This window comes from Ascidiimonas aurantiaca (genome assembly GCF_037646345.1).
In the GTDB taxonomy this organism is placed as follows: domain Bacteria; phylum Bacteroidota; class Bacteroidia; order Flavobacteriales; family Flavobacteriaceae; genus Ascidiimonas; species Ascidiimonas aurantiaca.
In genome coordinates this window covers 296217-321721 of the sequence record NZ_JBBEWR010000002.1, presented here as the reverse complement: position 1 = coordinate 321721, position 25505 = coordinate 296217, and the positions used below count along the sequence as shown (strand labels likewise).

Sequence of the window (25505 nt, the reverse complement as noted above, 5' to 3'; positions counted from 1 at the left end):
CTTTTATTCAGATTCAAGTTCTTTTTTATACATTTCAAGATTAGCCAGGGTTTCAGCATCCAGCCGGGGCTCATCAATATCTTTCATAGCTGTTAAATATTCCAGCAATATATGGGCTACAATAAGCCTGGCAGTATTTTTATTATCGGCCGGTATGATATACCAGGGAGCCCATGACCGGGAAGTTCTGTTAATAGCATCTTCATAACACACCTGATACCGATCCCATAGTTTTCGTTCTTTTAGATCTCCGGCGGAAAATTTCCAGTTTTTTTCTTTACGATCGATTCTTCTTAACAGTCGTTTTTTTTGTTCGCTTTTTGAGAGATGTAAAAAAAACTTGAAAACAATGGTACCATTTTGAGTTATGTGTTTTTCAAAATTACGGATCTGCTCAAACCGCTTATTCCAGAAATCACTTGTAATCTCTTCAACAGAATTGACATCGGGTAAATTCTCATTTAGAATATAATCAGGATGTACCCTGGTTACCAGTACATTTTCATAATGTGTACGGTTAAAGACTCCAAATTTGCCACGTTCGGGCAATGCTATGTAGTGGCGCCACAAGTAATCATGTTTGAGTTCCTTAGTAGATGGCACTTTAAAACTATGAACTACGACCCCTCTGCTGTTAAAGTCTTTAAAAACTTCTCTTACAAGACTATCCTTCCCGGCGGTATCCATTCCCTGAAGGCAAATGAGAACACTATACTTACCATGCGCATACATAGTATCCTGAAATTTACCCAACTTTTTTCTGGTGTTTCTTAAGACCTCTTTTAAGGAATCCTCATCTGCACCCAGGTCTTCATATGTAGATAATTGTTGTAAGGAAATAGGGCTATCTACTTTATATTTTCTACTTACGATCTTTTTCATACAAAGCGCTGCAGTCATTTACGTGTGAAGGCTAAATATACTAAGAAATACCCTAAATAATCGGGCTTTATTAATTATTTAGCATTGCTTCTTTTATTTTAGGTTATAAAGTCGTAATATTGTTATGCCCAAATTATTAACATAACTTAATTTACCATGAAAACCACCATTTTTTTCCTGGGGTTATTCTTTGTAATGTATTCTGGTTTTTCCCAGGACAGCTGTTTAGAAGCCCATTCTGCGGCCAACTATGCTGTTTTCCACACGAACAAATCTTTAAAAGCCGATAACTTTGATCACCAAAGGTATTATGCCTCCAGAGCCATTGAAGCCTTTGAGAAAACACAGGCATTTGTTGAAAAATGCGGATGTACTGAAGCCAGGGTAAACATAGACCTGGGGCTTGAAAGCTTACGAAAAGCCGCTGATCCCGAAGATTGGGACAAAGGTAGGTACTTTACGAAAAAAGCACTTGCCGAGGCACAAAACCTTATTGCAAATCTGGAAATGTGCAATTCGAGAAGAAAACAAACTTCCTACCAGACTGATGGCGTACTCGTTAGCAGTATTGCCGATGAAGAAATGGAGCTTAAAGAAAAAAAGATACAGGAAGAACGAGAGCGTTTAATGGCGCGACAACGAGAACTGGAAGAGGAGCAAAAACGCCTGGACGTGCAAATGGAACAACAACGCAAGCTACAGGAGCAAAGAGAAATGGAGCGCCAACGGGAACTTCAACAACAGATTAAACTAAAAGTAAAAGCAGAACAGGCTTTACAGAATTTTGAAAAATCAATTACCGAACTTACAGAGGTGTTAGGGTGTACAGAGGCCTATAACCTCATTTTTGACAGCTATGTCAGAGCCGAAAGCGCACTGGAAGCAGAATCTCTTAACGGTACACAACGTTTTTATACTGAAAAAGCGAAAGCCATCGCACGACAGGCTTTAAACGGTTTGGAACAGTGTATTGGCTCTTCGAAATAAGTCAGATTAAGAACCCTCATATTATGCAATGATGAAAAAAATCGGGACAAAATGTCCCGATTTTTGATTTTATACCTTATTTACTATTTACTGGCAAAGAGCTCTACATCCTCTTCTGAAACTACTTTACCTCCCAAAATGATAAGGCGCTCTATTACATTACGCAACTCCCGTATATTTCCCGTCCAGTCATAATTCTGTAACAACTTTATGGCACCTTCAGAAAAGCTTTTGGGTACGGTTCCCTGCTCCCGGCCTATCTTTTTTGCGAAATACTCAACCAGTAAGGGAATGTCATCCCTGCGATCATTGAGAGAGGGTACCTTTATTAAAATTACGGCCAAACGGTGGTACAGATCCTCACGAAACTTACCTTCTTCTATTTCTTTTTTAAGGTCTTTATTGGTAGCGGCAAGCACTCTTACATTTACTTTAACGTCTTTATCACTCCCTACGCGGGAAATTTTGTTTTCCTGAAGTGCCCTTAATACTTTTGCCTGGGCGGAGAGGCTCATATCTCCTACCTCATCTAGAAAAATGGTGCCTCCGTTAGCAGCTTCAAACTTCCCTGCCCGGTCTTTGGCGGCAGACGTAAAGGCCCCTTTTACGTGGCCAAACAGTTCACTTTCAATAAGCTCGGAGGGAATGGCGGCACAGTTAACCTCTACCATAGGCCCTGTTGAACGGTCACTTTTTTGATGCAGCCAGTGAGCCACCAGCTCTTTTCCGGTACCATTGGGGCCGGTAATTAATACCCTGGCATCGGTAGGCGCTACTTTTTCTATAATTTCTTTAATATGCTGTATAGCCTCACTTCCCCCTACCATTTCGTAGTTCTTGCTCACTTTCTTTTTAAGTTCTTTGTTCTGAACTACCAGCTCTTTTCTATCCAGGGCATTGCGTACTGTATTGAGTAACCTGTTCAAGTCTGGTGGTTTTGAAATATAATCAAATGCACCCATTCTCATCGTGTTTACTGCTGTTTCAATATCTCCATGCCCGGAGATCATAATAAACGGAATTTCCGGTTTAAGTTCCCGAGCCATTTGTAATACTTCTACTCCATCCATTTTGGGCATTTTGATATCACATAATACCAGATCATAATCGGTTTTCTTGATCTTATTGATACCTGCCAGCCCATCTTCGGCCTCTTCTACTTTGTACGCATCATTCTCTTCTGTGAGTATCTTGACCAATACTCTTCTAATGGCTGCTTCATCTTCAATAATAAGAATCTTTGACATATTTTTTTCTTAGAAATTAAACTGAAAACCTCCTCTTGTATAAAAGGTATCAGAAAGATTAAAATCAAATATTTCATCACGATTTTCATCGTTCAACTGTAATTGATCCCGGAAAAAGTAACCAGCTTTAAAAAAAAGGTTAAACCGTTTTCCTATATAGCGGTCGTATCCTATACCTGCTACTATTCCAGACAGGTTGATAGCTGTCGCTTCCTGCCCGTTTACGGCAACAGGGTTACTTAAGTTTGAGAAAAAACCTGACAACCTCAAAAAACCTTCTACACTGTTTCTCCTTCTTCCTAAATAATATTTAAACTTGGTAATGGGAACCCCTATTGTGTATGATAGGTTTTGGGTTATTTCTCTAAAATAGGTAATAAACGGGAGTGGAAAGGGAATACCACTGGTTTGGCTATAGGCGAGCCCGAGTGTCAATCTGTTTTTTTTGGGTCCTTCAAGCGATCTTATGAATATAATACTGCCATTAATTGCCAAATCATCAAAACCGAGAGATGCTCTTAAATTTGATGCTATGGCCGGATTCAACTGTGCGGTAAATCGCCACCGTGTATTCATGGGAAAAGTATATCCGAATGTGTATTCGATAATATGAAAATTTCCAAGTTCAGCGGTATCAAAAGAATACTCTGTCTTAAAATCTATACTCACATTGGTGTACCCTATTCCGTTAAGTATATAATGCCCTCTATCTCCTATTTTGGTGGGTATATTGGCCGAAACTTTTAAAAAAGAGATGTCAGGATCATTATCGGCATTCAAAAAAGCAGTGTACTCCACGCCACCCAAATCATTTACCTGAGCGATAACGGCAGGTACTGCAAAATTAAAGGCCATATATATGATCAGGATATTTTTAAACATAAAAACAGGTACATCAGGTAGGTTTTTCAGAGGGTTTTTCAGGATAGAACAAATGTACATCTCTTTGTGGAAAGGGTATCTTAACCCCATTATCTCTGAACTTTTGATCTATTCTAAACCGTATGGCACTTTTAATTAGGGGGTCGGTAAAACTGTCTCCTATATGAAAATACACACTAAAAAGTAGTGCCGAATCGCCAAAGTCTTCAAACAAAACAAATGGCTTGGGGTTTTTAAGCACTGCTTTTTGCTCTACGGCACATTCTAGCAATAGTCTCTCAACCAGCTTTACATCACTTCCATAAGCTACTCCTACACTTACTGACTCCCTCGTCATCCTGTGGTTTTGGGTATAATTATAAATGGAGTCTGTCAGGAATTTATGATTGGGAATAACGATGATTTTATCATCTCTGGTTACAGCTCGGGTAGTTCGTAATTTAATATCAATTACTTTTCCCACTTTATCTTCTACTTCAATAACATCACCTACATGCAAAGACTGGTCAAGAATGATCAAAATACCTGAGATAATATCCTGAAAGAGGTATTGTAAAGCAAAACCTAAACCTACAAAAAGAGCGGCAGAAGCCGTGAGTAAGACTGTCAGATCTACTCCGGAAGAGCTTAGAGTGATAATAACCACTAACAAATAAACCAGGTAATTTATAAACTTGAATATGCTTATAAACTTGTTTTTATCGCCTAAGGGAAGTTTGGCGGTAATAAGCCGTCTGATGAGCTTCAACATATAAAAAGCTACCAGACAACCGGTAATAATGAATAATACCGTGCTAATGGTTATAGAAACCTCCTCACTTTTGTATATTATAAGTGATAAAAATTCCTTTATTTTTTCCATATCAATACTTTAACCATTTGTAAAGATCTTTATAGCTTGGCTTTTTACCATACATCAATATCCCTACTCTGTAAATTCTGGCAGCAAGCCAGACAATAGCCATAAATGTAATTATTAACAAAAATATGGAAACCAATAATTGCCACCAGGGAACACCGTCTGCTCCTATACCCGATGGTAAACGCATGAGCATCACTATGGGTGATGTTAAAGGAAACAGAGAGAACCCTACGGCAATAGGCCCATGCGGATTATCAAAAACCGAAAAGAAGCCCACATAAATAGCCAGCATTAACGGAAGTATTACCGGAAGCATGAATTGCTGGGTGTCTGTCTCATTATCAACAGCGGCACCTATAGCCGCATAGATAGAGCTGTATATTAAATATCCAAGAATGAAATATAAAATAAATGAAACAAAAAGTGTTATCCAGGGTATATTCAGTAACTCATACGCATAAAGCTGGAAGGTATCTGTTTCGGTTTCGGAAACTTTTTTCATAGTCTCCGATACTTCGGAAGACATAGGTGCTAAGGTGTTTAACTCTTGAGTGTCTATACCCATTAAAGATAAAACCAATAAGGAAAGGGTTCCTGCAGAAATGATCCATATTACAAACTGTGTGATCCCGGCCAGGGATGTCCCTATTATTTTACCCATCATAAGCTGAAAAGGCTTTACTGATGAAATAATTACCTCTATGATACGGCTGGTTTTCTCTTCTATCACACTGCGCATCACAAAAGCACCGTACACAATAATAAACATCATAATAAGATACCCGAAAACCCCTCCAATAATGGCCTTTATCTCACTTATCCCTTTAAGGTTACGCTCTCCGGTAAATGTTTCTGTAGTGATCTCGAATTTTTCACTCAGGCTGTTGAGATCGCCCAGCGGTACTCCGTAATTTTTCAGTTTTTCTTCCCTTACCTTGTTATTAATAACTGATTCGAGTTTCTCAAGAATACTCATCCCGGGTGCTTTTGCCGAGAAAAATGAAACGTTATGTGCTACTGCTTCAATAGTGTTTTCCCGGGGAATATGAAGAAGTCCAAAATATCCAAAAGACGTTACCGAATCTTTAGCTTGCTGCAGCGAAATATCTTTAAAATAGATGTACGACATCTTCGAATTGGTTTCGAAAACATTTTCAAAAAAGGTACTCTCGTCCAGGATAGCTACAATTTTCTTCTCATCGTTGTTTACCTGGGCCAGATAAACTATAAGGGCTATCATAGCTACAATTAAAAGCGGACTCAATATAGTCATCACTATAAAGGATTTATTCCTTACTTTGGCCAGGTATTCCCTTTTAATGATTAAGCCTAACTTCCCCATTGCAATCATTAGTTTTTAACGGTTTGAATAAATATGTCATTAACAGAAGGTATTACTTCTGTAAAATGAGTGATTTGTGCTTTTTTTGAAAGATATACAAACAAATCGTTTGCAGAATCTCCATTTTTTAACATAACCCGAAGCTTCAATTCATCGCCCACGGTGTTAAAAAAAGCATCGGTAACCTGAAATTTAGTTTCCAGATCACTTCTCAGCGTTTGTTTGTTTTCTGTTTCGAGGGCAATGTCAAAAGTATTGTTTCGATATTGCTTTTTGATATCGATCAACTTACCATCGAGAATTTTTTCTGATCTATTGATAAGGGCAATATGGTCACAAAGCTCTTCTACTGACTCCATGCGATGCGTTGAGAAAATGACCGTAGCACCTTCCTGTCTTAGTTTGAGAATTTCATCTTTTATAAGGTTGGCATTAATAGGGTCAAAACCACTAAAAGGCTCATCAAAAATAAGAAGCTTGGGGCGGTGTAGAACAGTGACTATGAATTGTACTTTTTGAGCCATCCCTTTGGAAAGTTCTTGTACTTTTTTGTTCCACCAGTCTCCTATATTAAGATGTTCAAACCAGTATTTCAATTGTGCCTGTGCTTCCTGTTTTTCCATTCCTTTAAGACGGGCCAGATATAATGCCTGCTCTCCCACCTTCATACTTTTATAAAGTCCTCTTTCTTCCGGCAAATACCCTATCATGGCAATGTGATGGGGCTGGAGGGGTTTTCCATTAAGTATAACGGTCCCTTCATCTGGATAGGTTATTTGGTTTATAATACGAATTAATGTAGTTTTACCGGCTCCATTAGGCCCTAATAAGCCAAAAATGCTGCCTGTTGGTACAGCTATCGACACCTGATTCAAAGCTGTAAAGTCACCGAACTTTTTTGAGACTTCTTTTGCTTCCAGCAAGTAATTCATATGCAGTGGTATTATTCTGTTTACATCTGTTTCTACAGTGTAATAACGATGTGTTGCCAAAGATATTGAAATACCCTTGATATGGCCTATTTATTACAAAAGATTACGCTTTAAAAACAAAACCCACCCTTAATTTGAATATCAAGGATGGGAAAAAATTGCTATGAAAAAGAAAAAATTAACACTAGGCTTTGCTAGCGGTATATCAAATATACATTTTTTTTATTTAAAACAAACATTAATTTAAGAAAACATATCTTTCACTTTTTCGAAAAAAGATTTGTCTTCTTTTTGAGGTTTTGGAATGAAATTTTGATCTTCTTCCATTTTCTCGAAAAACTCTTTTTGTTCTTTCGTAAGGCTTTGCGGGGTCCATACACTTACATGTACCAGGAGGTCTCCTTTTCCGTAACCATTTACACTGGGAATTCCTTTACTTCGCAACCTTAATATCTTTCCTGATTGTATGCCTTCTTCCAGCTTGATCCTTACTTTTCCGGTAACAGTATCTATTTCTTTGGAGGTACCTAAAACTGCTTCGGGAAAGCTTATATACAGATCATAATGCAAGTTGTCCCCTTCTCTTTTAAGAGTAGCATGCTCCTGCTCTTCAATAGCAACTATAAGATCTCCCGAAATACCATTACCTGGTGCTTCATTTCCTTTTCCTGATACCTTTAGCTGCATTCCATCTACTACGCCCGGTGGTATTTTTATGGATACGGTTTCTTCTTTAAATATTAAACCGTGTGCATCGGTTCCTGAAGGGCGGTGGTCCATGATTTGCCCGCTTCCCCCACAGGTATTACAGGGGGCAGAGGTTTGCATTCTTCCTAATATGGTATTGGTAATTCTGGTGACTTGTCCCATTCCATTACAGGTAGAACAGGTTTTATAGGTGACGCCCTGTGCCTGAACTTTCCTTCTTACTTTTACTTTTTTCTCAACGCCGTTGGCTATCTCTTCCAGGACTAACTTTACGCGTATTCTTAAATTACTGCCTTTTACTCTTCTCTGGCCGCCTCCGCTAAAACCGCCAAATCCACTAAATCCGCCACCAAAAGCACTTCCAAAAATATCACCAAACTGACTGAATATATCCTCCATATTCATACCTCCGCCATTAAAGCCTCCGGCCCCTTCAAATGCTGCATGTCCATATTGGTCATACTTAGCTTTTTTGTCGGGATCACTCAACACCTCGTATGCCTCGGCAGCTTGTTTGAATTTTTCTTCTGCTTCTTTATCTCCCGGGTTTTTGTCGGGGTGATATTCAATTGCTTTTTTTCTGTAGGCCTTTTTAATTTCGGCCGCAGATGCACCCTTATTTATCCCCAGTATATCGTAATAATCCTGTTTCATACTTTTGTATTTCTGTAGTTGTCTTATAAATGAGTATTACTGCCCAACTACCACCTTGGGATACCTGATTACTTTATCTCCCAACTTATATCCTTTCTCAATCACATCAATGATCTTTCCTTTCATATCATTAGAAGGAGCAGGGATTTGCGTAACCGCTTCGTGAAGATCTGCATCAAAAACGTCTCCCACCTGGATCTCTATTTGTTCTAGCCCCTTATTCTTAAGCGTTTCTCTTAATTTATCTGAAATAAGTACAACGCCCTTAAAAAGTTCATTGTTATCTGATTTGATTATTTCGGCAAGAGCACGGTCAAAATCATCTAAAATGGGTAGCAGAGCCTGTAATACATCCTGATTAGCCGTTTTAAAAAGATCTATACGCTCTTTGGCAGTTCTTTTTTTGTAATTTTCAAATTCGGCAAACAGTCTCAGGAATTTATCTTTTTCTTTTGCCAGTTCTTCCTGTAACTCTACTTCGCGGTTCACAACTACTTCACGGTCTTCAGCAGTCGCAGTTGCTGTATTTTCCCTTTTTGTTTTTTTATTTTTTACCGATTTATCTTCTTTACTCATATTTTTTACCACTTTTTTGCATCTTTTAAAAGATGGCAAAAGTACTGCCAATTCTTTTAAAATGTCAAAATGTCACAAAAAAAGATACCTAAAACACTTTTAAGTTTGAGAAAACAGTTTAAGTTACTGCCTGTTCTTGGCTGGAAGTATTTGTTTTTTCAAGAAGGATTTCTTCTAATGCTCCTTTGCTATTTGGATGTCTAAACACAAAACCTTCTCTTTCTATTTTTTTACTACTTACCCTTTGGCTCGAAAGTACAATAGTGCTCATCTCACCCAGTAGCATTTTTAGAACAAAAGAAGGAATATTGGGAAGTACTATTTTTTTACGAAGTACACATGCTGTCTCATTTACGAGTTTTTTATTTGTAATGGGATTGGGTGCCACTCCATTATATATACCTTCCATCTCATTTGAGATCAGGAACAGGAACATATCTGCCAAGTCAGTTATATGAATCCAGGACTGCCATTGTTCTCCGCTTCCAAAAGCAGCTCCTGCATACAAACGAACCGGTTTTACTATTTTAGGAAGAGCACCTCCCTGAGAAGACAGCACCAAGCCTATACGAATAATACTAACGGGGATACTAGTCTGTTCAATTTCGAGAGCTGCCTTTTCCCATTTTTGTGTCACCGTACCCAAAAAAGATGTATCGGGCTTATCAAGATCTTCTTCATAATATTCTGAAAGTGAAGACGGATAGATCCCTATGGCAGACGCAGAGACGAAAGAGGTAATATTATGATCCTCAAGCCGGTCTATAGCCTGTTTTAAAAGGGATAGGGAGTCAACCCGACTTCTTAGAATGGTTTTCTTGTAAGATGCAGTCCATCTCTGTGCGATATTTGCACCTGCCAGATTAATAATGGCTGTTACCCCTTCAAAACAGTCCATATCTATTTCATTTTTTGAAGGGTTCCAGTAAAAACCTTTGGCGCCTTCCAAATGATCACGCTTTGAAGGGTTTGTTGTTAAAAAATGAACAGGAAAACCCTTTTTATGACAGAGACGTACAATTTCATTCCCTACCAACCCCGTTGCTCCTGTAATTAATATTTTCATTTTTTTTTCTTTACTTTTTAAAGTTACATATTATTGAGCAGGTAAGAGAAGGGTTTTAAAAAGGTTTAACACAACGCTCGCCGGGAGTAAAGTGCCATATTTATAAATACGCTTGTATTAAGATGGATCATATTGATTTTAAGGCTCTCAGCATTTCTCTTTTTCCGGGTGGGCCCGGTAATCGCTCTACCTCAAAACCGACTGATTGCATGGCTCTTCTTACACTTCCTTTGGCAGAATAGGTTACCAGCACGCCGTTGTTATTTAAAGCACTATACATTTTAGCAAACATGATCTCTGTCCAGAGTTCAGGTTGTACCCGGGCACCAAAAGCATCAAAATAAATTAAATCAAAACCAGCAGTTTCGGCAAAATCTTCAAAACGCTGCTTTCTTTTTATGATTTCAAAATCAGGAGTCAGAAATGAGGAGACTTCCCAGGGCAACGTGTGCAATTCTGCAAATAACTCTTTCTTTTCAGGTACACACAGTTTCTCCGGATAGTTAAGAAGTTGATATTCTTCTTTGGGCACAGGATATGCCTCTAATCCTGTATATTGGACTTTGAGTCGTAATAAAGGAGCTTCAAGTAGCGTAATAAAGGCATTCAAACCTGTGCCAAATCCCATTTCCAGAATACGTAAATGGCGGTTCCTAAAAAGCTTAAGGCCCATTTTAATAAAAACGTGTCTGGCTTCCTGTACCGCTCCATGCCGGGAGTGATACTGTTCGTTCCATTCTTCTAAGAATATAGTATGGGCACCATCTGCCGTAGTTATTATGCTGCGCTTCACCTATTGTTTTATAATCACCCCTACCGCCTCGTACGAGTAAGTTTTTTTAGGAATAGTAATAGCTGCAATTTCTTCGGGTGTACTTCCTGCATCTTCAGCATAATGACGCTGCTCATCTACCGACATTTCTCCTATAAAGGCTTTTCCGTTAATAACTACTTCTTTACCGTCTATGTCCATAGGAACAAAAAAACCATAATCCTTAAACTTCACCATCATCTCTTCTCCTTTTCCCAGATCAAGCTTCATCCAGCATCCCTTGGCTTTACATACATCATTCACTTTAGCAGTGAATTGTACATTAATACTGTCGCCAATTTCCATACCGTCAAGAGTCAATGCCATTTTCTTTGAGTCATACACATCACCGGGTTCAAAAGTTTCTCCAAATAGTTGCACTTCTTGTTTTTCATTTATTACCGGTTGTATCTCTTTTTCGGCAACAACTGTTTCCTTATCCTTATCCTTATTCTCTTTGCATCCTGCCAAAGCGAGCATACAAAATACAGGTATTAATAATCTTTTCATGGCTTACTTTTTGAACATTATTTGGTTAAACACAATTTATCACAAAATAAATCTATTTTCTCGAAACATTATGTTTTGCAGCTTTATTTAATTGACTAATTTTGCATTATATAAAGAAATCTTAAGGTTAAAATAATGTTTAATCTGGTTTAATTTAATCATAATCAGTCATATAAGGATTTTTAATCTTTTTTTCCTGTAAATACATCCATCATTCGTTAATATATTAAGCCCTTTAAGTATGAAAAACGAAACCATTGTTACCATTGAGATCGAAAAAACAACATCGTCTAAAATTACCTCTGTGGATTTTGAAAACCTGGTTTTCGGGAATGCTTTTACAGATCATATGCTGGTTTGTGATTTTAAAGACGGTGCGTGGCAAAACCCGAAAATCATACCTTATCAGCCCTTAACACTGGAACCTTCAGCAAGAGTTTTTCATTATGGGCAGGCTGTTTTTGAAGGAATGAAAGCATACAAGGATGACCATGACAAAATATGGCTTTTCAGGCCGGATGAGAACCTAAAAAGGTTTAATCTATCTTCAGAAAGGCTTGCTATTCCACCTATTCCCAATGATGTTTTTTTTGAAGGGCTAAAAGCCCTGATTCATTTGGATAAAGAATGGATCCCTAAGGGTATAGGTAGTTCATTATATATTAGGCCTTTTGTAATTGCTACCGAACCCAGTGTCATGGCTTCTCCCTCTTCTCAATATAAATTTATGATTATCTGTTCTCCTGCTCGGTCTTATTACGGAGGAGAAGTACGGGTAAAGATCGCAGAAAAATACAGCAGGGCTGCCAGTGGAGGTTTTGGTTTTGCTAAGGCAGCTGGAAACTATGCCGGACAGTTTTACCCAACAAACCTTGCAAAGCAAGAGGGTTTTCAGCAAATCATATGGACCGATGCCAATACGCATGAATATCTGGAAGAAGCTGGAACCATGAATGTTTTTTTCAGAATTAATGACACCCTGTTAACCTGTCCGCTTAGTGACCGTATCCTTGACGGAGTTACCCGAAAAAGTGTACTGGCCCTCGCACATAATGAAGGAATTCAGGTAGAAGAAAGACCCATTAAGGTATCAGAAATTATTGCGGCCGCTGAAAACGGATCATTAAAAGAAATTTTTGGAAGTGGTACGGCAGCAGTTATCAACCCTATTTCAGGATTTGGATATCACGGGCAAAATTTTGAATTACCCAAGCTTGAAAAATCATGGGCCTTACACTTCAAAAAAAGACTGATGGATATTCAATACAATATTTCAGAAGACCCATTTAACTGGCGATACAAAGTATGAAGTGAATTATTGAGATACTAACTTTCCAGAACTCTTTTAATATCCGGCTTGTGGTAATTGGGCCCTTTCAGCACTTTTCCATCTTCTCTGTAAATAGGTTTGCCATCGGTACCCAGTTTACTCATATTACTTTTTTGTATTTCATCAAAAACCTCTTCAATTTTGTATTGCATACCATGCTCCAGTATCGTACCACATAATATATAAAGCATATCACCCAAAGCATCTGCTACCTCAACAATGTTATTTTCAAGAGCCGCTTCATAATATTCCTCGTTCTCTTCAGCCATTAAATGAAAGCGAAGTTTAATTTTCTCTTTACTGAGATAAGCAACCGGTTTGTTTTTTATCCCCAACCCAAATGCTTTATGAAATTCTTCCACCGCTTTTAGTTTACCTTTCATACACTTATTTTGATTAATTTTGCCAAAAATAAATAATATATGTTTAGTACAGGGCAACTCATTTTTGCTGTACTTTTTGTTATAGCTTTTACTCTGCTTATGATAATAAGCTACCGAAAAGATAAAATTCTTCATCAAAAGTTTTATAAAGGATCATGGTTAATACTTATTGGTTTTATCTTTTTCATAAGTATTCTTTTTTTAATTAAGTATAATCTCAAAAGTTAACTCTTTTTAAAATTATCTTCCCAAAGAGATGGTAATTCGCACATTAACATAGTTAAATAGCCGTTTTTTCATAAAAAAAACTTAAATTTGTGCCGTGGTTTTAATTTGATAAAAATGATAACTTTTTTTGTTATTTTATCCGGCTTATTATTAATTAATGTCGCTCTTTTAATCTTTAGTGTTAATAAAATAGATAAAAAACCGTCTGCAGACAGGCGCCTTATCTTAAAAGACAGAAAAGATTTTTCTGAACCTAAACTAGAAGTCGACAAGTACAAAAAAGCAGTTTAATTAGTATTCCCCCTTCCCAATTAAAATAAGCCGCCCTACATCTTTTACCTGCAAGACAAACCTTACCTGGTTTCTTCTTGTAAGCTTTTTATGCCTTTACTCAACCCTTTTTCTGATTTGACAATATTTTGTATTTTAGAGGCTGGAAACTTTCTCAAAAACGACCTGATATGAAAGCCTTAAAATACTTTTTTTTCCTGGTTTTAATTGCAATTATTGTTTTAGCTGTATATATATCTGTTCAGCCTTCAGAATATGATTTTCAGAAAACCAGGGTTATACAGGCACCCGCCCCCGTAGTTTTTAGTTATGTAAACGATTTTCGATCGTGGGAACCATGGAATCCCTGGAAAGAAGCAGATCCTACCATAGTTGTCAGTTACCCTGAAAACACCAGTGGTGTGAACGGGTATTACGAATGGACCAGTTCAGACGGTAATGGAAAAATGGAAACCGTAAGTGTTACACCTCACAGCACCATTTTGCAAAAATTGTCTTTTGAAGATTTTGAACCCTCAGATGTTTACTGGAACTTTGAAGAAACGCCCGAAGGTACCAAAACTACCTGGGGCATGAAAGGCACCAAAAATTTCATGTTTAAAATGTTTACCACCTTCGCAGGCTCGATGGAAGAAACTATAGGACCTATGTATGAGAGTGGTTTAGAAAAACTGGACAGCGTTATTAAAGTAGATATGAGCAAATACAATATTACAGCTAATGGAGTGACCGAGCACGGAGGCGGCTATTATTTATATGTAACCGGCTCTTCCAAACTAGACGAAATTGGAAAAGAAGTACAAAAGCTAATGCCTAAAGTTGGTGCTTTTGCTCAGGAAAACAATATTACTTACGGAGGCGCACCTTTTATTCTTTATCATAAATGGGATGAAAAAAATAATGCCGCTGTTTTTTCCTGTGGTGTACCTACTAAAGATCGTGTCATTACTCCCGCAGGCAGTGATGTTCTCACCGGTGAAATGCCTGCTTTCACGGCATTTAAAACAACCCTTACCGGAGATTACAAATACCTTAAGGACGCATGGAGTACTGCCATGGCTCATGTAGCAGAAAATGAGCTAATTGAAGATATTGACGGGCCATATTTAGAAGTATATGCTAATGACCCTATGCAGGAACCCAACCCTGCAAAATGGATCACAGAAATATACATACCTGTTAAATCGAAAGAATAATTTTTCAAAACCCATAATGCCATTCATAAGGTAGTATTTTCTATTTTTACTTTATGAAATACCTCTTATTTGTATTTATTGGAGGAGGTGCCGGCAGCGTTGCCCGTTATTTGTTGGGTAAACTACTTAACCCCGCCCTGTCAGGTATTCCGTGGGGTACATTCTCAGCTAATATTCTGGGAAGTCTATTTATAGGCTTTTTGTTGGAAACAGCAACAAAAGATTCTTTTATTACACAGCACCATATACTGCTGCTGGCCGTAGGTTTCTGCGGAGGTTTTACCACATTCTCCACTTTTGCATATGAAAACCTTTCTTTCCTAAAGTCTGGAGATATCTTTAATTTTGTAATTTACAGCGTGTTAAGCCTTTCCATTAGCATTATTGCCGTTCTGGGAGGGGTTCTATTGGCAAAAGCCTGTTAATATCTTTTTGAGAACACTCCTCCATCTTCTACTAATAAAATCAATTTTTCTAGCATTAATTTTTTAATTATTCACAATAACCCCTCATTTTAAAGGGGTTGAATTTTAAAAATCAATAAAAAAACACAAATACACCCCATTTTTTTTGGGGTATATCTTTTTTTAATATAGATTTAAACATAGAAATCAATTATTTATGAAAAAAATTGAAGCAATTATTCGTAAATCAAAATTTAATGACGTGAAGAAGCAATTACATGAAATTGAAGTAAACTTTTTTAGTTACTGGGATGTGACAGGGGTTGGCAATGAAAAGGAAGGACATGTGTACAGGGGTATCACATACAGCACCAGCGATATTCAACGAAGGTTTCTATCGATAGTAGTATCTGATGAGTTTCTGGAACGCACTATTGAAGCTATATTAAGTGCCGCTTATACCGGTAATATAGGTGATGGAAAAATATTTGTATATAATATTACCGAAGCTTACCGCATACGAACTCGGGAAACGGGTAAAAAATCACTTAACTAATTACACAAACCACAAAATTTAAAGTTTATCATATGGAAGTTTCTTTACTTACTACCAACAACCTTTGGATGATGATTTGTACTGCGCTGGTTTTCTTCATGCATATGGGGTTCGCTTTTCTTGAGGTAGGCCTTACCCGGCAGAAAAACACCATAAATATCTTGTTTAAAAATGTTTTTATAGTCTGTATGGGGCTGTTATTATATTGCCTGATAGGGTTTAACTTGATGTATCCTGAATCTTTCTGGAACGGCGTTTTACCAGACTATTTTTTAAACCTCTTTGGTCTTAGTGCGCCCGTTTTAGATAATAAACTGGATCTTTCCTATAACCAGGGGTACACCTACTGGACCGATTTCCTGTTTCAGGGGATGTTTGCTGCCACAGCAGCCACCATCGTTTCAGGAGCTGTGGCCGAACGTATAAAACTAGGCAGCTTTATGCTTTTTACAGTTTTGTACATTGGTATTGTCTATCCCATTGTCGGTTCCTGGAAATGGGGAGGTGGTTTTCTCGAAACATGGGGGTTTTATGATTTTGCAGGTTCAACCCTTGTACATTCTGTAGGAGGTTGGGCCGCTCTTATGGCCATATATCTTTTAGGAGCCAGAGTTGGAAAATTTGATGAAAACGGAAAACCGAGAGCCATCCCGGGTCATAACCTGCCTATGGCCACAGCCGGTGTATTTATTCTATGGTTAGGCTGGTTTGGGTTTAATGGCGGATCTGTACTTTCTGCAGAACCCGGAGCCACTTCCCTCACTCTGGTAACCACTTGTCTGGCAGCTGCTTCCGGCGGGGTAGCCGCTTTTATACTCTCTACAGTATTGTATAAAAACTATGACCTTACCATGTTTTTAAACGGAATTCTTGGCGGACTGGTAGGTATTACGGCCGGTGCTAACCAAATGGCACCTACAAGCGCCATTATCATAGGGCTTATTGCAGGAGCAATCATTGTTCTTGGGGTCGCCTTAATAGACAGGCTCACTCTGGATGACCCTGTGGGTGCTATTGCCGTACACCTTATTTGCGGCATTTGGGGTACATTGGCTGTTGGTATTTTTGGAGCACTGGCCAGTTTTCAACAATTTCTTATTCAACTCTACGGAGTACTCATTATTGGTGCCTTTTGCTCTATAAGTTCTTTTGTCTTTATGTATGCCATAAAGAAAACCATAGGGATACGCGTAAATAAGGAAGAAGAACTCGAAGGTCTGGATATCCATGAACACGCTATGGATGCCTATCCTGATTTTCGTTTAAATCAACATTAACCAAAAACACCTTGAAACAAAAAACGAAGTACTCTGCCAAGTACTCTGAATATAATTGTTTACCGGAAAAATGGATTGATAAAACAAAACATACCCATTGATGCAAAACATCAATGAAAACATCGATCAACTAATTGCTTACCAAAAACAATTACACAAACAAATATCGGAAAAATACCGTTTTCCGTATTTTAAGTGTTGATTTTTGAAATAAGGTATAATAAACTATTTCCGTTTTACCAGGAACGTAAAATACTAAGGTTTAAAATCCCGCTCTCCTGCTTTTACTTCAAATGCAATGTGATTCTCAGCCGGCACTATGGGACATGAATACTTTTCGTTATAGGCACAATAAGGGTTATAAGCTTTGTTGAAATCTATTATAATACTGTCTGTTTTAGGGATAGTGAGGTTTAGATAACGCCCTCCTCCGTATGTGTCATTTCCATTTGTATCATCAGAAAAAGGAAGAAAAAGATGATCTTCATACCCCTCATTGAACTTCAATACTTGATTTTGGTACACATTCAGGCTAAAACTGTTTTCGCCTAGTTTGAAATAAACAATTCCATACCGCACCTCTTTATTTGTATCACCGGTAGTAGTTGGCATTAAAAAAGGAAGGTCATTAGGAGTTCTTTCAAATTTTGCCTTTATTTTAAAGGCTTCATCAGGTTGGAAAAAATCGAGTTCTATAAATTTCTTTCGGTCTTTTTCTTTAAGAGGAGATGTGGCCGGGTCCCTAAATTCTTTGTTTAGTTCCTTTCGATGTTCCTGTATTGTCTTGTCAAAAGTAGTTTTGCGTCTTTGTTCTACTTTCTCTGTTCCCAGTTCATCATGGTATTTTTTTCCTTCTTTACAGGAGAAAAGAAAAAATACTCCTAAAATCAAATAAAATCTCATAGCCTCATTTAATGAAATTCAAAAATACGATTTATAGATATTTTTATTTAGATTTGTACATGTATTTCTAAAAATCATTAGCATGTTACATATTTCTCAAAAGAAGGTCTATACCCCTTATGAAAAGGGCGGATTTCTTTTGGTTTACAACTAACAGGTAGTAAATATTATCAAAAGAAGTCCGGTATATACCGGGCTTTTTTTTTACAACAGTTTTAATTATGAAAAAACTTTATTTGGGTTATATTTCATCATTTAAAGGGTTCTCCCGGGAAATATGGATACTTGCGCTGATCACACTAATAAACAGAGCAGGCACTATGGTATTGCCATTTCTTACCAAATATTTAAAAGAAGATATTCAGTTTACACTGGATGAGGTAGGAAGCATCATGATCTTCTTTGGAGCAGGTTCCTTGTTAGGTTCCTGGCTGGGAGGGAAACTTACTGACAAAATTGGCTTTTACAAAGTGATGTTCTTCAGTCTTTTTGTAAGCGGATGTATGTTTTTCGGTTTACAATATGTTAAAACCTTCTGGGGCTTTTGCCTGGCCATTTTTTCTATAATGACCATAGCCGATATGTTCCGGCCTGCCATTTTTGTCTCGCTTAACACTTATGCACGTCCCGATAACCGTACCCGGGCACTTACCCTTATACGCCTTGCTATTAATTTAGGATTCGCAGCAGGCCCGGCCATTGGAGGATTGATTATTGTAACTATGGGATACGGTTCGCTTTTCTGGATAGATGGGCTTACCTGTATTGCCGCTATCCTTATTTTCAGGTTACTTGTCAAAGAAAAGAAACCTACAGATATGGTAGAAGATGTAGGTAATGGAAACACTCCCCTTTCTGTTCTCACAGATGTTCCCTACCAGTTATTTCTGGTAGTGAGTTTTATTATGGCACTGGTTTTCTTTCAACTGTTTACAACAATACCTCTGTACCACGCCGATATATACAAGCTTTCAGAGTTTCAAACCGGACTTATTTTGGCACTTAACGGTCTTCTTATCTTTATGTTAGAAATGCCCTTAGTACATCACGCCGAGAGAACCGGTTTAAGCAATCTTAAAATATTGGCATTTAGCATGTTTCTCTTATCAATGGGGTTCTTTGTTATGGTTATAGAAGGGTGGGCAGGTATGCTGGTAGTGAGTATTCTTTTTATAACCGTTGCTGAAATGTACGGATTTCCTTTTGCAAACGATTTTGCCATGAAAAGATCTAAACTTGGAAAAGCAGGAAACTATATGGGCGCCTATACCATGTCTTTTTCAATGGCACATATTATCACCTCAAAGATAGGGCTCTCTGTTATCAAACGCTTTGGCTATACAGCCAACTGGTTATTTATGGGAAGTCTCGGGATCTTAGGCTTATCACTCACTGTTGTTTTAATACGAATGTTACAAAAAGAAAAAAGATGAAAAAGAACAACTGTCTTTATCTCTGGATTTACAAATCAATAACAAATATTACCCAATGAAAATCCTGATTTTTAAAAAGTTGCCTTTCTTATCATGAATGGCGCCTATAACACCAAATTGACCAGCTCCCTATAATGTTTTTCAAGATATCGTATTTTGGGAAGTGATCAAAACCATGTCTGTAAAGTATCATTTTGAAAGAGTTTTTGTTTTAGCTAAAACAAGATTATTAGGCTATGTTGGCTCTATTACTTTTCCACATGATCTTGACCTGCAGGAAAACCTTTCCCTCACTATAGGTAAAAGAACAGTATCTAATTTGTGTTCGATGGCAGGTATATTGCCTCGACACGAAGTGCCAAAAGTTTTTAAGCCCTGTTATTAGGTATGTGCATATCCTACAATGCAGATATTGCCTGTTCACCGCCTTGTGGTATAGAGATTGACATGAACCTGAAAAATAACACATGTGGTTACAAAACCATAAACCGCATATAAGTAAAATAAGTATCTTTAGAAGCTACTAACCAAAACTCTATGAAAACTTTTATATCCTTTATCTATTTTTTTCTTTTTTTACCTTTTATCGGTTTTACTCAGGCTCCTCATACCGGAGATGGTCCTTACTCACAACTTATCATTCGCGGAGTAACCCTTATTAACGGAGATGGATCACCTCCCATAGGCCCTGTAGATATTGTAGTTGAAAAAAACCGCATTACAGACATAAAAACGGTAGGGTATCCCGGAGTACAGATCTCACCTTCAAATCGCCCACAGTTAAAACCCGGAGGAAAAGAATTACAATGTGAAGGCATGTATCTTCTTCCAGGTTTTATTGATATGCACGGGCACATAGGCGGAGTAGCACAAGGAGCCGATTGGGATTATGTTTTTAAGCTTTGGATGGCACATGGTATCACTACTGTAAGAGAACCCAGCGGACGAGGTATAGACTGGGCATTGGAGCTCAAACAAAAGAGCAGTAACAATACCATTATAGCCCCCAGAATATATGCATATACCCGTTTTGGACAGGATAGCGAACGCCCCATAACTACTCCGGAAATGGCTCGCGAGTGGGTACGTAAAAACGCAAAAAAAGGAGCCGATGGTATCAAGTTTTTTGGTGCTGAACCCGAGATCATGAAAGCTGCTCTTGAAGAGAATAAAAATCTCGGACTGCGCTCTGCCTGTCACCACGCACAACTCAGCGTAGCCAGATGGAACGTGTTGCATTCTGCCAGAGCCGGTTTAACCTCTATGGAGCACTGGTATGGCTTACCCGAGGCTCTGTTCTGGGATCAAACCATACAGGATTATCCGGCAAATTATAATTATCAAAATGAGCAACATAGGTTTGAGGAAGCAGGAAAACTTTGGAAACAAGCCGCTGAACCATACTCCCAACACTGGAATGCCGTAATGAATGAACTCCTGGCATTAGACTTTACCCTGGACCCCACATTTAATATATACGAGGCCAGTCGCGACCTTCATCGCGCTCGCAGAGCAGAATGGCATGAAGACTATACCTTACCTTCACTTTGGCGATTTTATCAACCCAGTATGATATCACACGGGTCTTACTGGCATGATTGGGGTACCGAACAGGAAATAGCCTGGAAAGAAAATTATCGTCTTTGGATGATGTTTGTAAACGAATACAAAAACCGGGGAGGCCGGGTGACAGCCGGGTCAGATTCCGGGTTTATTTTTCAACTATACGGCTTTGGTTACATTAGAGAGCTGGAATTGCTTAGAGAAGCCGGCTTCCACCCACTCGAAGTAATACGAGCTGCCACACTTAACGGTGCTGAAGCATTAGGTGCCGAAAAGCTCATAGGTTCTGTAAAAATAGGAAAGCTGGCCGATTTTGTAATACTGGATGAAAACCCTCTGGCCAATCTCAAAGTACTATATGGTACCGGTGCTGTGAAGCTCACAGAAAATAACGAAGTAATACGAGCAGGAGGTGTTCTCTATACTGTAAAAGACGGCATTGTGTACGATGCCAAAAAGCTACTGGCAGAAGTAAAAGCTATGGTAACCGCCGCTAAAGAAAAAGAGAACTTCACCATTAGGCAACCGGGCATTAAAGAATAGTTTTTCGAAACAGTAATACAACCGTTTCAAAAAGGATTTTCAGGTCTCCCGTAAATGACCAGTTTTCTATATACGCACGATTGAGTCGCACCTTATCGGGCCATATTTCATTATCATAATATGCTTCCGGCTCTTTTTGAGACCGTAACAAGGTTTCTTCTTCAAAATACACAAGAGAAGCGGGACCTGTTAATCCTGGTCTTAAGAGAAGTATAGTACGTTCTTTTCCCCTAAGTGAATCGGCATACTTCTTAACATCCGGGCGTGGCCCTACAAAGCTCATATCTCCTATAAGAATATTTGCAATTTGCGGAAGCTCATTAAGTTTAGTTCTTCTCAAAAAATTACCGAAACGCGTAACTCCCGGTTGTTCATGTCCGGCATAAGATGCGGCCACTCCTCCCCTTACCGTTCGCAATTTCAATAAATTAAAAGGTTTCCCGTCCCTACCTATTCTTGTCTGGAAAAAAAAGGGAAAGCGGGCAGTATCAAACATTATATAAAAACACAAAATACATATAGGGATTAAAAAAGCAGTTAACAAAAAAGCGGACAGTACTACATCAAAAGCCCGCTTTAACCTCATATTTCGGGCTGAGATCACTCCTTGCCTTTTTTAGATCGTTTAAAGAGTCGTGTAAAGATAGAGCGTTTCCTATCATCTTCATGATATCCCTGGCCATACCCTCCATATCCATAACCATATCCATAGGCATACCCATGGCCTTTAGCATATTGGGACTTATGACGATAATCGTTTAGAACAAAACTAATGTTTTTCACTTCTCCTTTACGGTATTTATCATTAATAACCTGAAGCATTCCCTTTCTTGTTTTTCCCTGTCTCACCACATAAAGAGATGCATCTGCAAACATTGAAATACCGAGCGCATCAGAAACCAGACCCAAAGGGGGCGTATCTAATATGATATATTCATAATTGTCTTTTAACTCATTAATAAAGGTTGTCATTCTCTCACTTATAAGTAACTCAGACGGATTGGGAGGTACGGGCCCTGAAGTTATGACATCAAGATTGTCAAAACGGGTATGTTGTACTATGTTATCTAATGCTTGCTCTCCAATAAGGTAATTTACCACACCCTTGCTATTAACAATTTTAAAATCGTCAAATATTCTTGGTTTTCTCAGGTCCAGGCCTACCAATACGGTTTTTTTGTTACTCAATGCAAAAACCGAAGCAATGTTTATAGAACAAAACGTTTTTCCTTCACCACTTATGGAAGAAGTGATCATTATAATTTTACTCCCTTCCAGGGAACGGCTTCGATAAAAATACTGAAGGCTGCTTCGTATAGAACGAAAAGCTTCCGATACGGCAGACCGGGGTTTCTCCAAAACAGCCAGATTCCCTTTTGAATAACTTCTCCCCACTACACCCAGTACGGGGAGTGATGATAACCGCTCAATCTCCTGCGGGTCTCTGATGCTGGTATCTATAAAAGATATGAATAAGATGACAAGTACAGGAGCCAGTAACCCGGCAAAGGTAGCCATCATATAATTTTGTAATGGATCGGGAGAGATAGCAGGTTGATTTAAATTTCGTGCCGGGTCAATTACTCGTATATCAGATACATTTGCTGCCTTTACAATACCTGCTTCGTTCCTTTTTTCCAGCAGCATATTATAAGAAGCTTCACTTATTTTATAGCTACGTTCAATATTAAAAAGTTGTTGCTCCTCTGCCGGTAATTTACTATACTCATAATTAAACCGCTTAATACGTGAATCTATACTGTTGAGTACTATTTGTACCGATGCCCTTACATTGGCTACATTTTCAAACAGTACGCTCTTAAGTGCATCGATCTCGCGGTCTATTTTCTCATAAAAAAGCGGGTTTTTTACTTTTGAACGCAGATTGGATCGCTGCACGGAAAGATTCACCATTTCTGTAATATTCAGTACCAAATTAGGGTCATCAAGACCCGAAGCAGCAGGAGCAGGCAGTTCTGAATAATCTGTACTGTTGCGAAGATAATTGTCTAACTGGTCAAGATAAGCAAGCTTTATGGCAGCTTCATTTTTCTGCCTGTCAAGCTCCGTCATTTTCTCGAAAAGAGCAGTTCCTTTGGAAGAAAGGTCAAAAATTTTATTTTCCTGTCTGAAAACTTTTAACCGATCTTCATCCTGTTTTAACGAGTCGGAGACTCCTTTTATACGCTGGTCAATAAAATTAACCGTATTGGTAGCAAACAGGTTTTTTTGCTCAAGTTGTTTAATACTTAATAGGTTAACCGTAGCATTGAGATAATCAGACAAGATATCTCTGTTGGCCCCTGTTTTGCTAAGAATAAGCATAGAGGCACCTTTAGTTTTAAGGTCTATACGTACATCCCTGTATTTACGTATTTCTTTATTAATATCAGTAAATTTCAAATAGTACTCAGAACCTGTTGTCAGTTTTCGTTCATCCCGCTCCTTTAAAACAAAAGAAAGAAATGGTAATGTAACCGGTTCATTCATCTTAAACGTACCCTTAAAAGGCGATATTTTCTCAAGGGGCCCTACCTTCCCTTTAGCATAATTGATCGTATTTGCTTCATTTTCTTCAGGGGTATATGATAGTTCAAAAGAGTGATTATCAAGAAACTTTATCTTAACCGGAACATTTAAAAGTTGTGGGGCCGTTTCATCTATATCTGCAATAAACGGGGCATCTGTATGAATATCTTCCAGCCTGAAACGCCCTTCTTTCATATAATGTACATACAATTGTAAAAGCCGGACAACTTCTTCATTATGCGAACGCGACCCCAATATAGTACGAATTGTTTCTACTTTATCACTGGCACCTCCCCAGTTAAAAGTAAGATTAAGGGTACTGGTAAAGAATGGGTTTTGTTCTTCCTTAATACTTATAAGGGTTTCCATCCGGTACTGTCTTTCGGCTCGCAGATTCACATAATAGGCAATACCCAACGCAATAAATATGCTTAAAACGATAATATACCAGAAACGAAGAATACGGAACAGAAATCCTTTAATTTCAAAAGTATTCTGAAAATTCTTTATATCTAATTCGTTTTCAAGCATATGTTTACAGGTTTCTTATAAGTAATACCGTACTGGTAATAATAGAAACAATAGATAACACCGTAGTAAGTGTTTGTGTACCGGTAGTACCAACTCCCCAGGACTTCTGCCTAAGCGGTTTTACATAAATAATATCATTGGGTAAAACATTGAAATAAGGAGACTTGAGAATATCTTTATCGGTTAGATCCAAATGGTGTATTTTTTTCCCATCCGGATACTGCCGTATAATAAGTACATCTTTCCGGTTACCGGTTATGGTTATATCTCCCACCCCGGCAATCGCTTCAAGTACATTTACACGTTCTTGAAAAAGCACATTTACTCCCGGATTGGTCACTTCTCCCAATACGCTGTAATTAAGTCCTGCCAATTTTACATTTACAAACAAATTGGTAGATTCATTGAGATATCCGGTAATAAGTTTCTCTTCTATTATTTTTCTAATTTCATCTGCGGTATAGCCCAGTACATTTACTTCTCCCAGAATAGGTAACCTGATGTTACCATGTACATTTACCGCATATCCCTGAAAATACAATACCCCCGGATTATTAAAAAGTATATTCTGATCCCCGCCGGTATTAAATATCGCTACCAGCTCAGGATCTGATGCTTTTAGTTCCACATACAGAATGTCATTTACCTGTACCCTGTACGGCCTTATCATTTCAGTAATCTCATCAGTAACCGGCGCTGTTTTCTCTTTATTTTCCTGCAGATATATCAGTTCTTTATTAGGAACACACGAATGCCATAAAACCATAAAAAAAATAAAAACCGGTAATAATCTTATACGCATAGCGGGCTACTTAGACAACAAATATAGTTTTTAAGCCTTAATAATAAAACTGGCTTCTGTGATATGTTCAATTTGCG

At 38.2% G+C, this 25505-nt stretch carries 24 protein-coding genes; 8 read left to right on the top strand and 16 right to left on the bottom strand.

All coding sequences use genetic code 11. From position 1 onward, the window contains the following. Positions 1–3: 3 nt before the first annotated feature. Entirely contained in the window at positions 4–882 is an 879-nt protein-coding gene (locus WAO84_RS03990) for a PPK2 family polyphosphate kinase (protein ID WP_340063763.1), read from the bottom strand. 156 nt (positions 883–1038) lie between these two features. Here WAO84_RS03990 and WAO84_RS03985 point away from each other — a divergent pair, with 156 nt between their 5' ends. Continuing rightward, complete coding sequence (locus WAO84_RS03985) at positions 1039–1869, top strand: hypothetical protein (protein WP_340063761.1); 831 nt, start codon at positions 1039–1041, stop codon at positions 1867–1869. An 83-nt stretch (positions 1870–1952) separates the two neighbouring features. Here the strand turns inward: WAO84_RS03985 and WAO84_RS03980 are convergent, their stop codons facing one another. The 10 genes from WAO84_RS03980 to WAO84_RS03935 form a co-directional block, all read right to left on the bottom strand. Further along, the gene (locus WAO84_RS03980) at positions 1953–3116 is read right to left on the bottom strand and encodes a sigma-54-dependent transcriptional regulator (RefSeq protein ID WP_340063760.1); all 1164 of its coding nucleotides are present in this window, start codon (positions 3114–3116) and stop codon (positions 1953–1955) included. 9 nt (positions 3117–3125) lie between these two features. After that, positions 3126–3971: a DUF6268 family outer membrane beta-barrel protein gene (locus tag WAO84_RS03975; RefSeq protein WP_340063759.1), complete on the bottom strand. Its 846-nt coding sequence runs from the start codon at positions 3969–3971 to the stop codon at positions 3126–3128. Between the two features lie 40 nt (positions 3972–4011). Then, complete coding sequence (locus tag WAO84_RS03970; RefSeq protein ID WP_340063758.1) at positions 4012–4860, bottom strand: mechanosensitive ion channel family protein; 849 nt, start codon at positions 4858–4860, stop codon at positions 4012–4014. A 1-nt stretch (position 4861) separates the two neighbouring features. Next, positions 4862–6202 (bottom strand): ABC transporter permease, encoded by a 1341-nt coding sequence (locus WAO84_RS03965; protein ID WP_340063757.1) that lies wholly within the window; start codon positions 6200–6202, stop codon positions 4862–4864. Positions 6203–6210: 8 nt separating this feature from the next. Beyond that, on the bottom strand, positions 6211–7134 hold the full coding sequence (locus WAO84_RS03960) for an ABC transporter ATP-binding protein (RefSeq protein WP_340063756.1): 924 nt from the start codon (positions 7132–7134) through the stop codon (positions 6211–6213). 243 nt (positions 7135–7377) lie between these two features. Further along, on the bottom strand, positions 7378–8496 hold the full coding sequence (gene dnaJ, locus WAO84_RS03955) for a molecular chaperone DnaJ (protein WP_340063755.1): 1119 nt from the start codon (positions 8494–8496) through the stop codon (positions 7378–7380). Between the two features lie 36 nt (positions 8497–8532). Then, on the bottom strand, positions 8533–9072 hold the full coding sequence (locus WAO84_RS03950; RefSeq protein ID WP_340063754.1) for a nucleotide exchange factor GrpE: 540 nt from the start codon (positions 9070–9072) through the stop codon (positions 8533–8535). Between the two features lie 118 nt (positions 9073–9190). Next, positions 9191–10138, bottom strand: coding sequence for a TIGR01777 family oxidoreductase (locus WAO84_RS03945; RefSeq protein ID WP_340063753.1), 948 nt, complete (start codon positions 10136–10138; stop codon positions 9191–9193). A gap of 127 nt (positions 10139–10265) precedes the next feature. Beyond that, positions 10266–10931: a tRNA (5-methylaminomethyl-2-thiouridine)(34)-methyltransferase MnmC2 gene (mnmC2, locus tag WAO84_RS03940; RefSeq protein ID WP_340063752.1), complete on the bottom strand. Its 666-nt coding sequence runs from the start codon at positions 10929–10931 to the stop codon at positions 10266–10268. Beyond that, positions 10932–11459, bottom strand: coding sequence for a DUF4920 domain-containing protein (locus WAO84_RS03935; protein ID WP_340063751.1), 528 nt, complete (start codon positions 11457–11459; stop codon positions 10932–10934). Between the two features lie 241 nt (positions 11460–11700). Between WAO84_RS03935 and WAO84_RS03930 the strand changes: the two genes are divergently transcribed. Then, the gene (locus WAO84_RS03930; RefSeq protein ID WP_340063750.1) at positions 11701–12768 is read left to right on the top strand and encodes a branched-chain amino acid aminotransferase; all 1068 of its coding nucleotides are present in this window, start codon (positions 11701–11703) and stop codon (positions 12766–12768) included. Positions 12769–12785: 17 nt separating this feature from the next. Here the strand turns inward: WAO84_RS03930 and WAO84_RS03925 are convergent, their stop codons facing one another. Next, positions 12786–13172 (bottom strand): pyrophosphohydrolase domain-containing protein, encoded by a 387-nt coding sequence (locus tag WAO84_RS03925; protein ID WP_340063749.1) that lies wholly within the window; start codon positions 13170–13172, stop codon positions 12786–12788. Positions 13173–13861: 689 nt separating this feature from the next. Here WAO84_RS03925 and WAO84_RS03920 point away from each other — a divergent pair. From WAO84_RS03920 to WAO84_RS03905, 4 genes are all read left to right on the top strand, one after another. Next, complete coding sequence (locus tag WAO84_RS03920) at positions 13862–14887, top strand: SRPBCC family protein (RefSeq protein ID WP_340063748.1); 1026 nt, start codon at positions 13862–13864, stop codon at positions 14885–14887. Between the two features lie 53 nt (positions 14888–14940). Further along, the gene (gene crcB / locus WAO84_RS03915; RefSeq protein WP_340063746.1) at positions 14941–15312 is read left to right on the top strand and encodes a fluoride efflux transporter CrcB; all 372 of its coding nucleotides are present in this window, start codon (positions 14941–14943) and stop codon (positions 15310–15312) included. A 196-nt stretch (positions 15313–15508) separates the two neighbouring features. Next, positions 15509–15847: a P-II family nitrogen regulator gene (locus WAO84_RS03910; protein WP_340063744.1), complete on the top strand. Its 339-nt coding sequence runs from the start codon at positions 15509–15511 to the stop codon at positions 15845–15847. Between the two features lie 32 nt (positions 15848–15879). Next, on the top strand, positions 15880–17124 hold the full coding sequence (locus tag WAO84_RS03905; RefSeq protein ID WP_340063743.1) for an ammonium transporter: 1245 nt from the start codon (positions 15880–15882) through the stop codon (positions 17122–17124). A 255-nt stretch (positions 17125–17379) separates the two neighbouring features. On the opposite strand, the gene WAO84_RS03900 is transcribed toward WAO84_RS03905, so the two are convergent. After that, a complete protein-coding gene (locus tag WAO84_RS03900; protein WP_340063742.1) occupies positions 17380–18027 on the bottom strand; it encodes a DUF1684 domain-containing protein in 648 nt (215 codons plus the stop codon). Between the two features lie 221 nt (positions 18028–18248). On the opposite strand from WAO84_RS03900, the gene WAO84_RS03895 reads away from it, so the two are divergent. After that, entirely contained in the window at positions 18249–19460 is a 1212-nt protein-coding gene (locus tag WAO84_RS03895; protein ID WP_340063740.1) for an MFS transporter, read from the top strand. Between the two features lie 537 nt (positions 19461–19997). Beyond that, positions 19998–21566: an amidohydrolase family protein gene (locus tag WAO84_RS03890; RefSeq protein ID WP_340063739.1), complete on the top strand. Its 1569-nt coding sequence runs from the start codon at positions 19998–20000 to the stop codon at positions 21564–21566. Here the strand turns inward: WAO84_RS03890 and WAO84_RS03885 are convergent. Genes WAO84_RS03885 through WAO84_RS03875 form a run of 3 tightly spaced genes read right to left on the bottom strand, consistent with a single transcriptional unit; the run spans position 21556 to position 25428 of the window. Then, a complete protein-coding gene (locus WAO84_RS03885; protein WP_340063738.1) occupies positions 21556–22152 on the bottom strand; it encodes a sugar transferase in 597 nt (198 codons plus the stop codon). The genes WAO84_RS03890 and WAO84_RS03885 overlap by 11 nt on opposite strands. Before the next feature lie 14 nt (positions 22153–22166). Beyond that, a complete protein-coding gene (locus WAO84_RS03880; RefSeq protein ID WP_340063737.1) occupies positions 22167–24626 on the bottom strand; it encodes a GumC family protein in 2460 nt (819 codons plus the stop codon). A gap of 4 nt (positions 24627–24630) precedes the next feature. Next, on the bottom strand, positions 24631–25428 hold the full coding sequence (locus tag WAO84_RS03875; RefSeq protein WP_340063736.1) for a polysaccharide biosynthesis/export family protein: 798 nt from the start codon (positions 25426–25428) through the stop codon (positions 24631–24633). Positions 25429–25505: the final 77 nt, after the last annotated feature.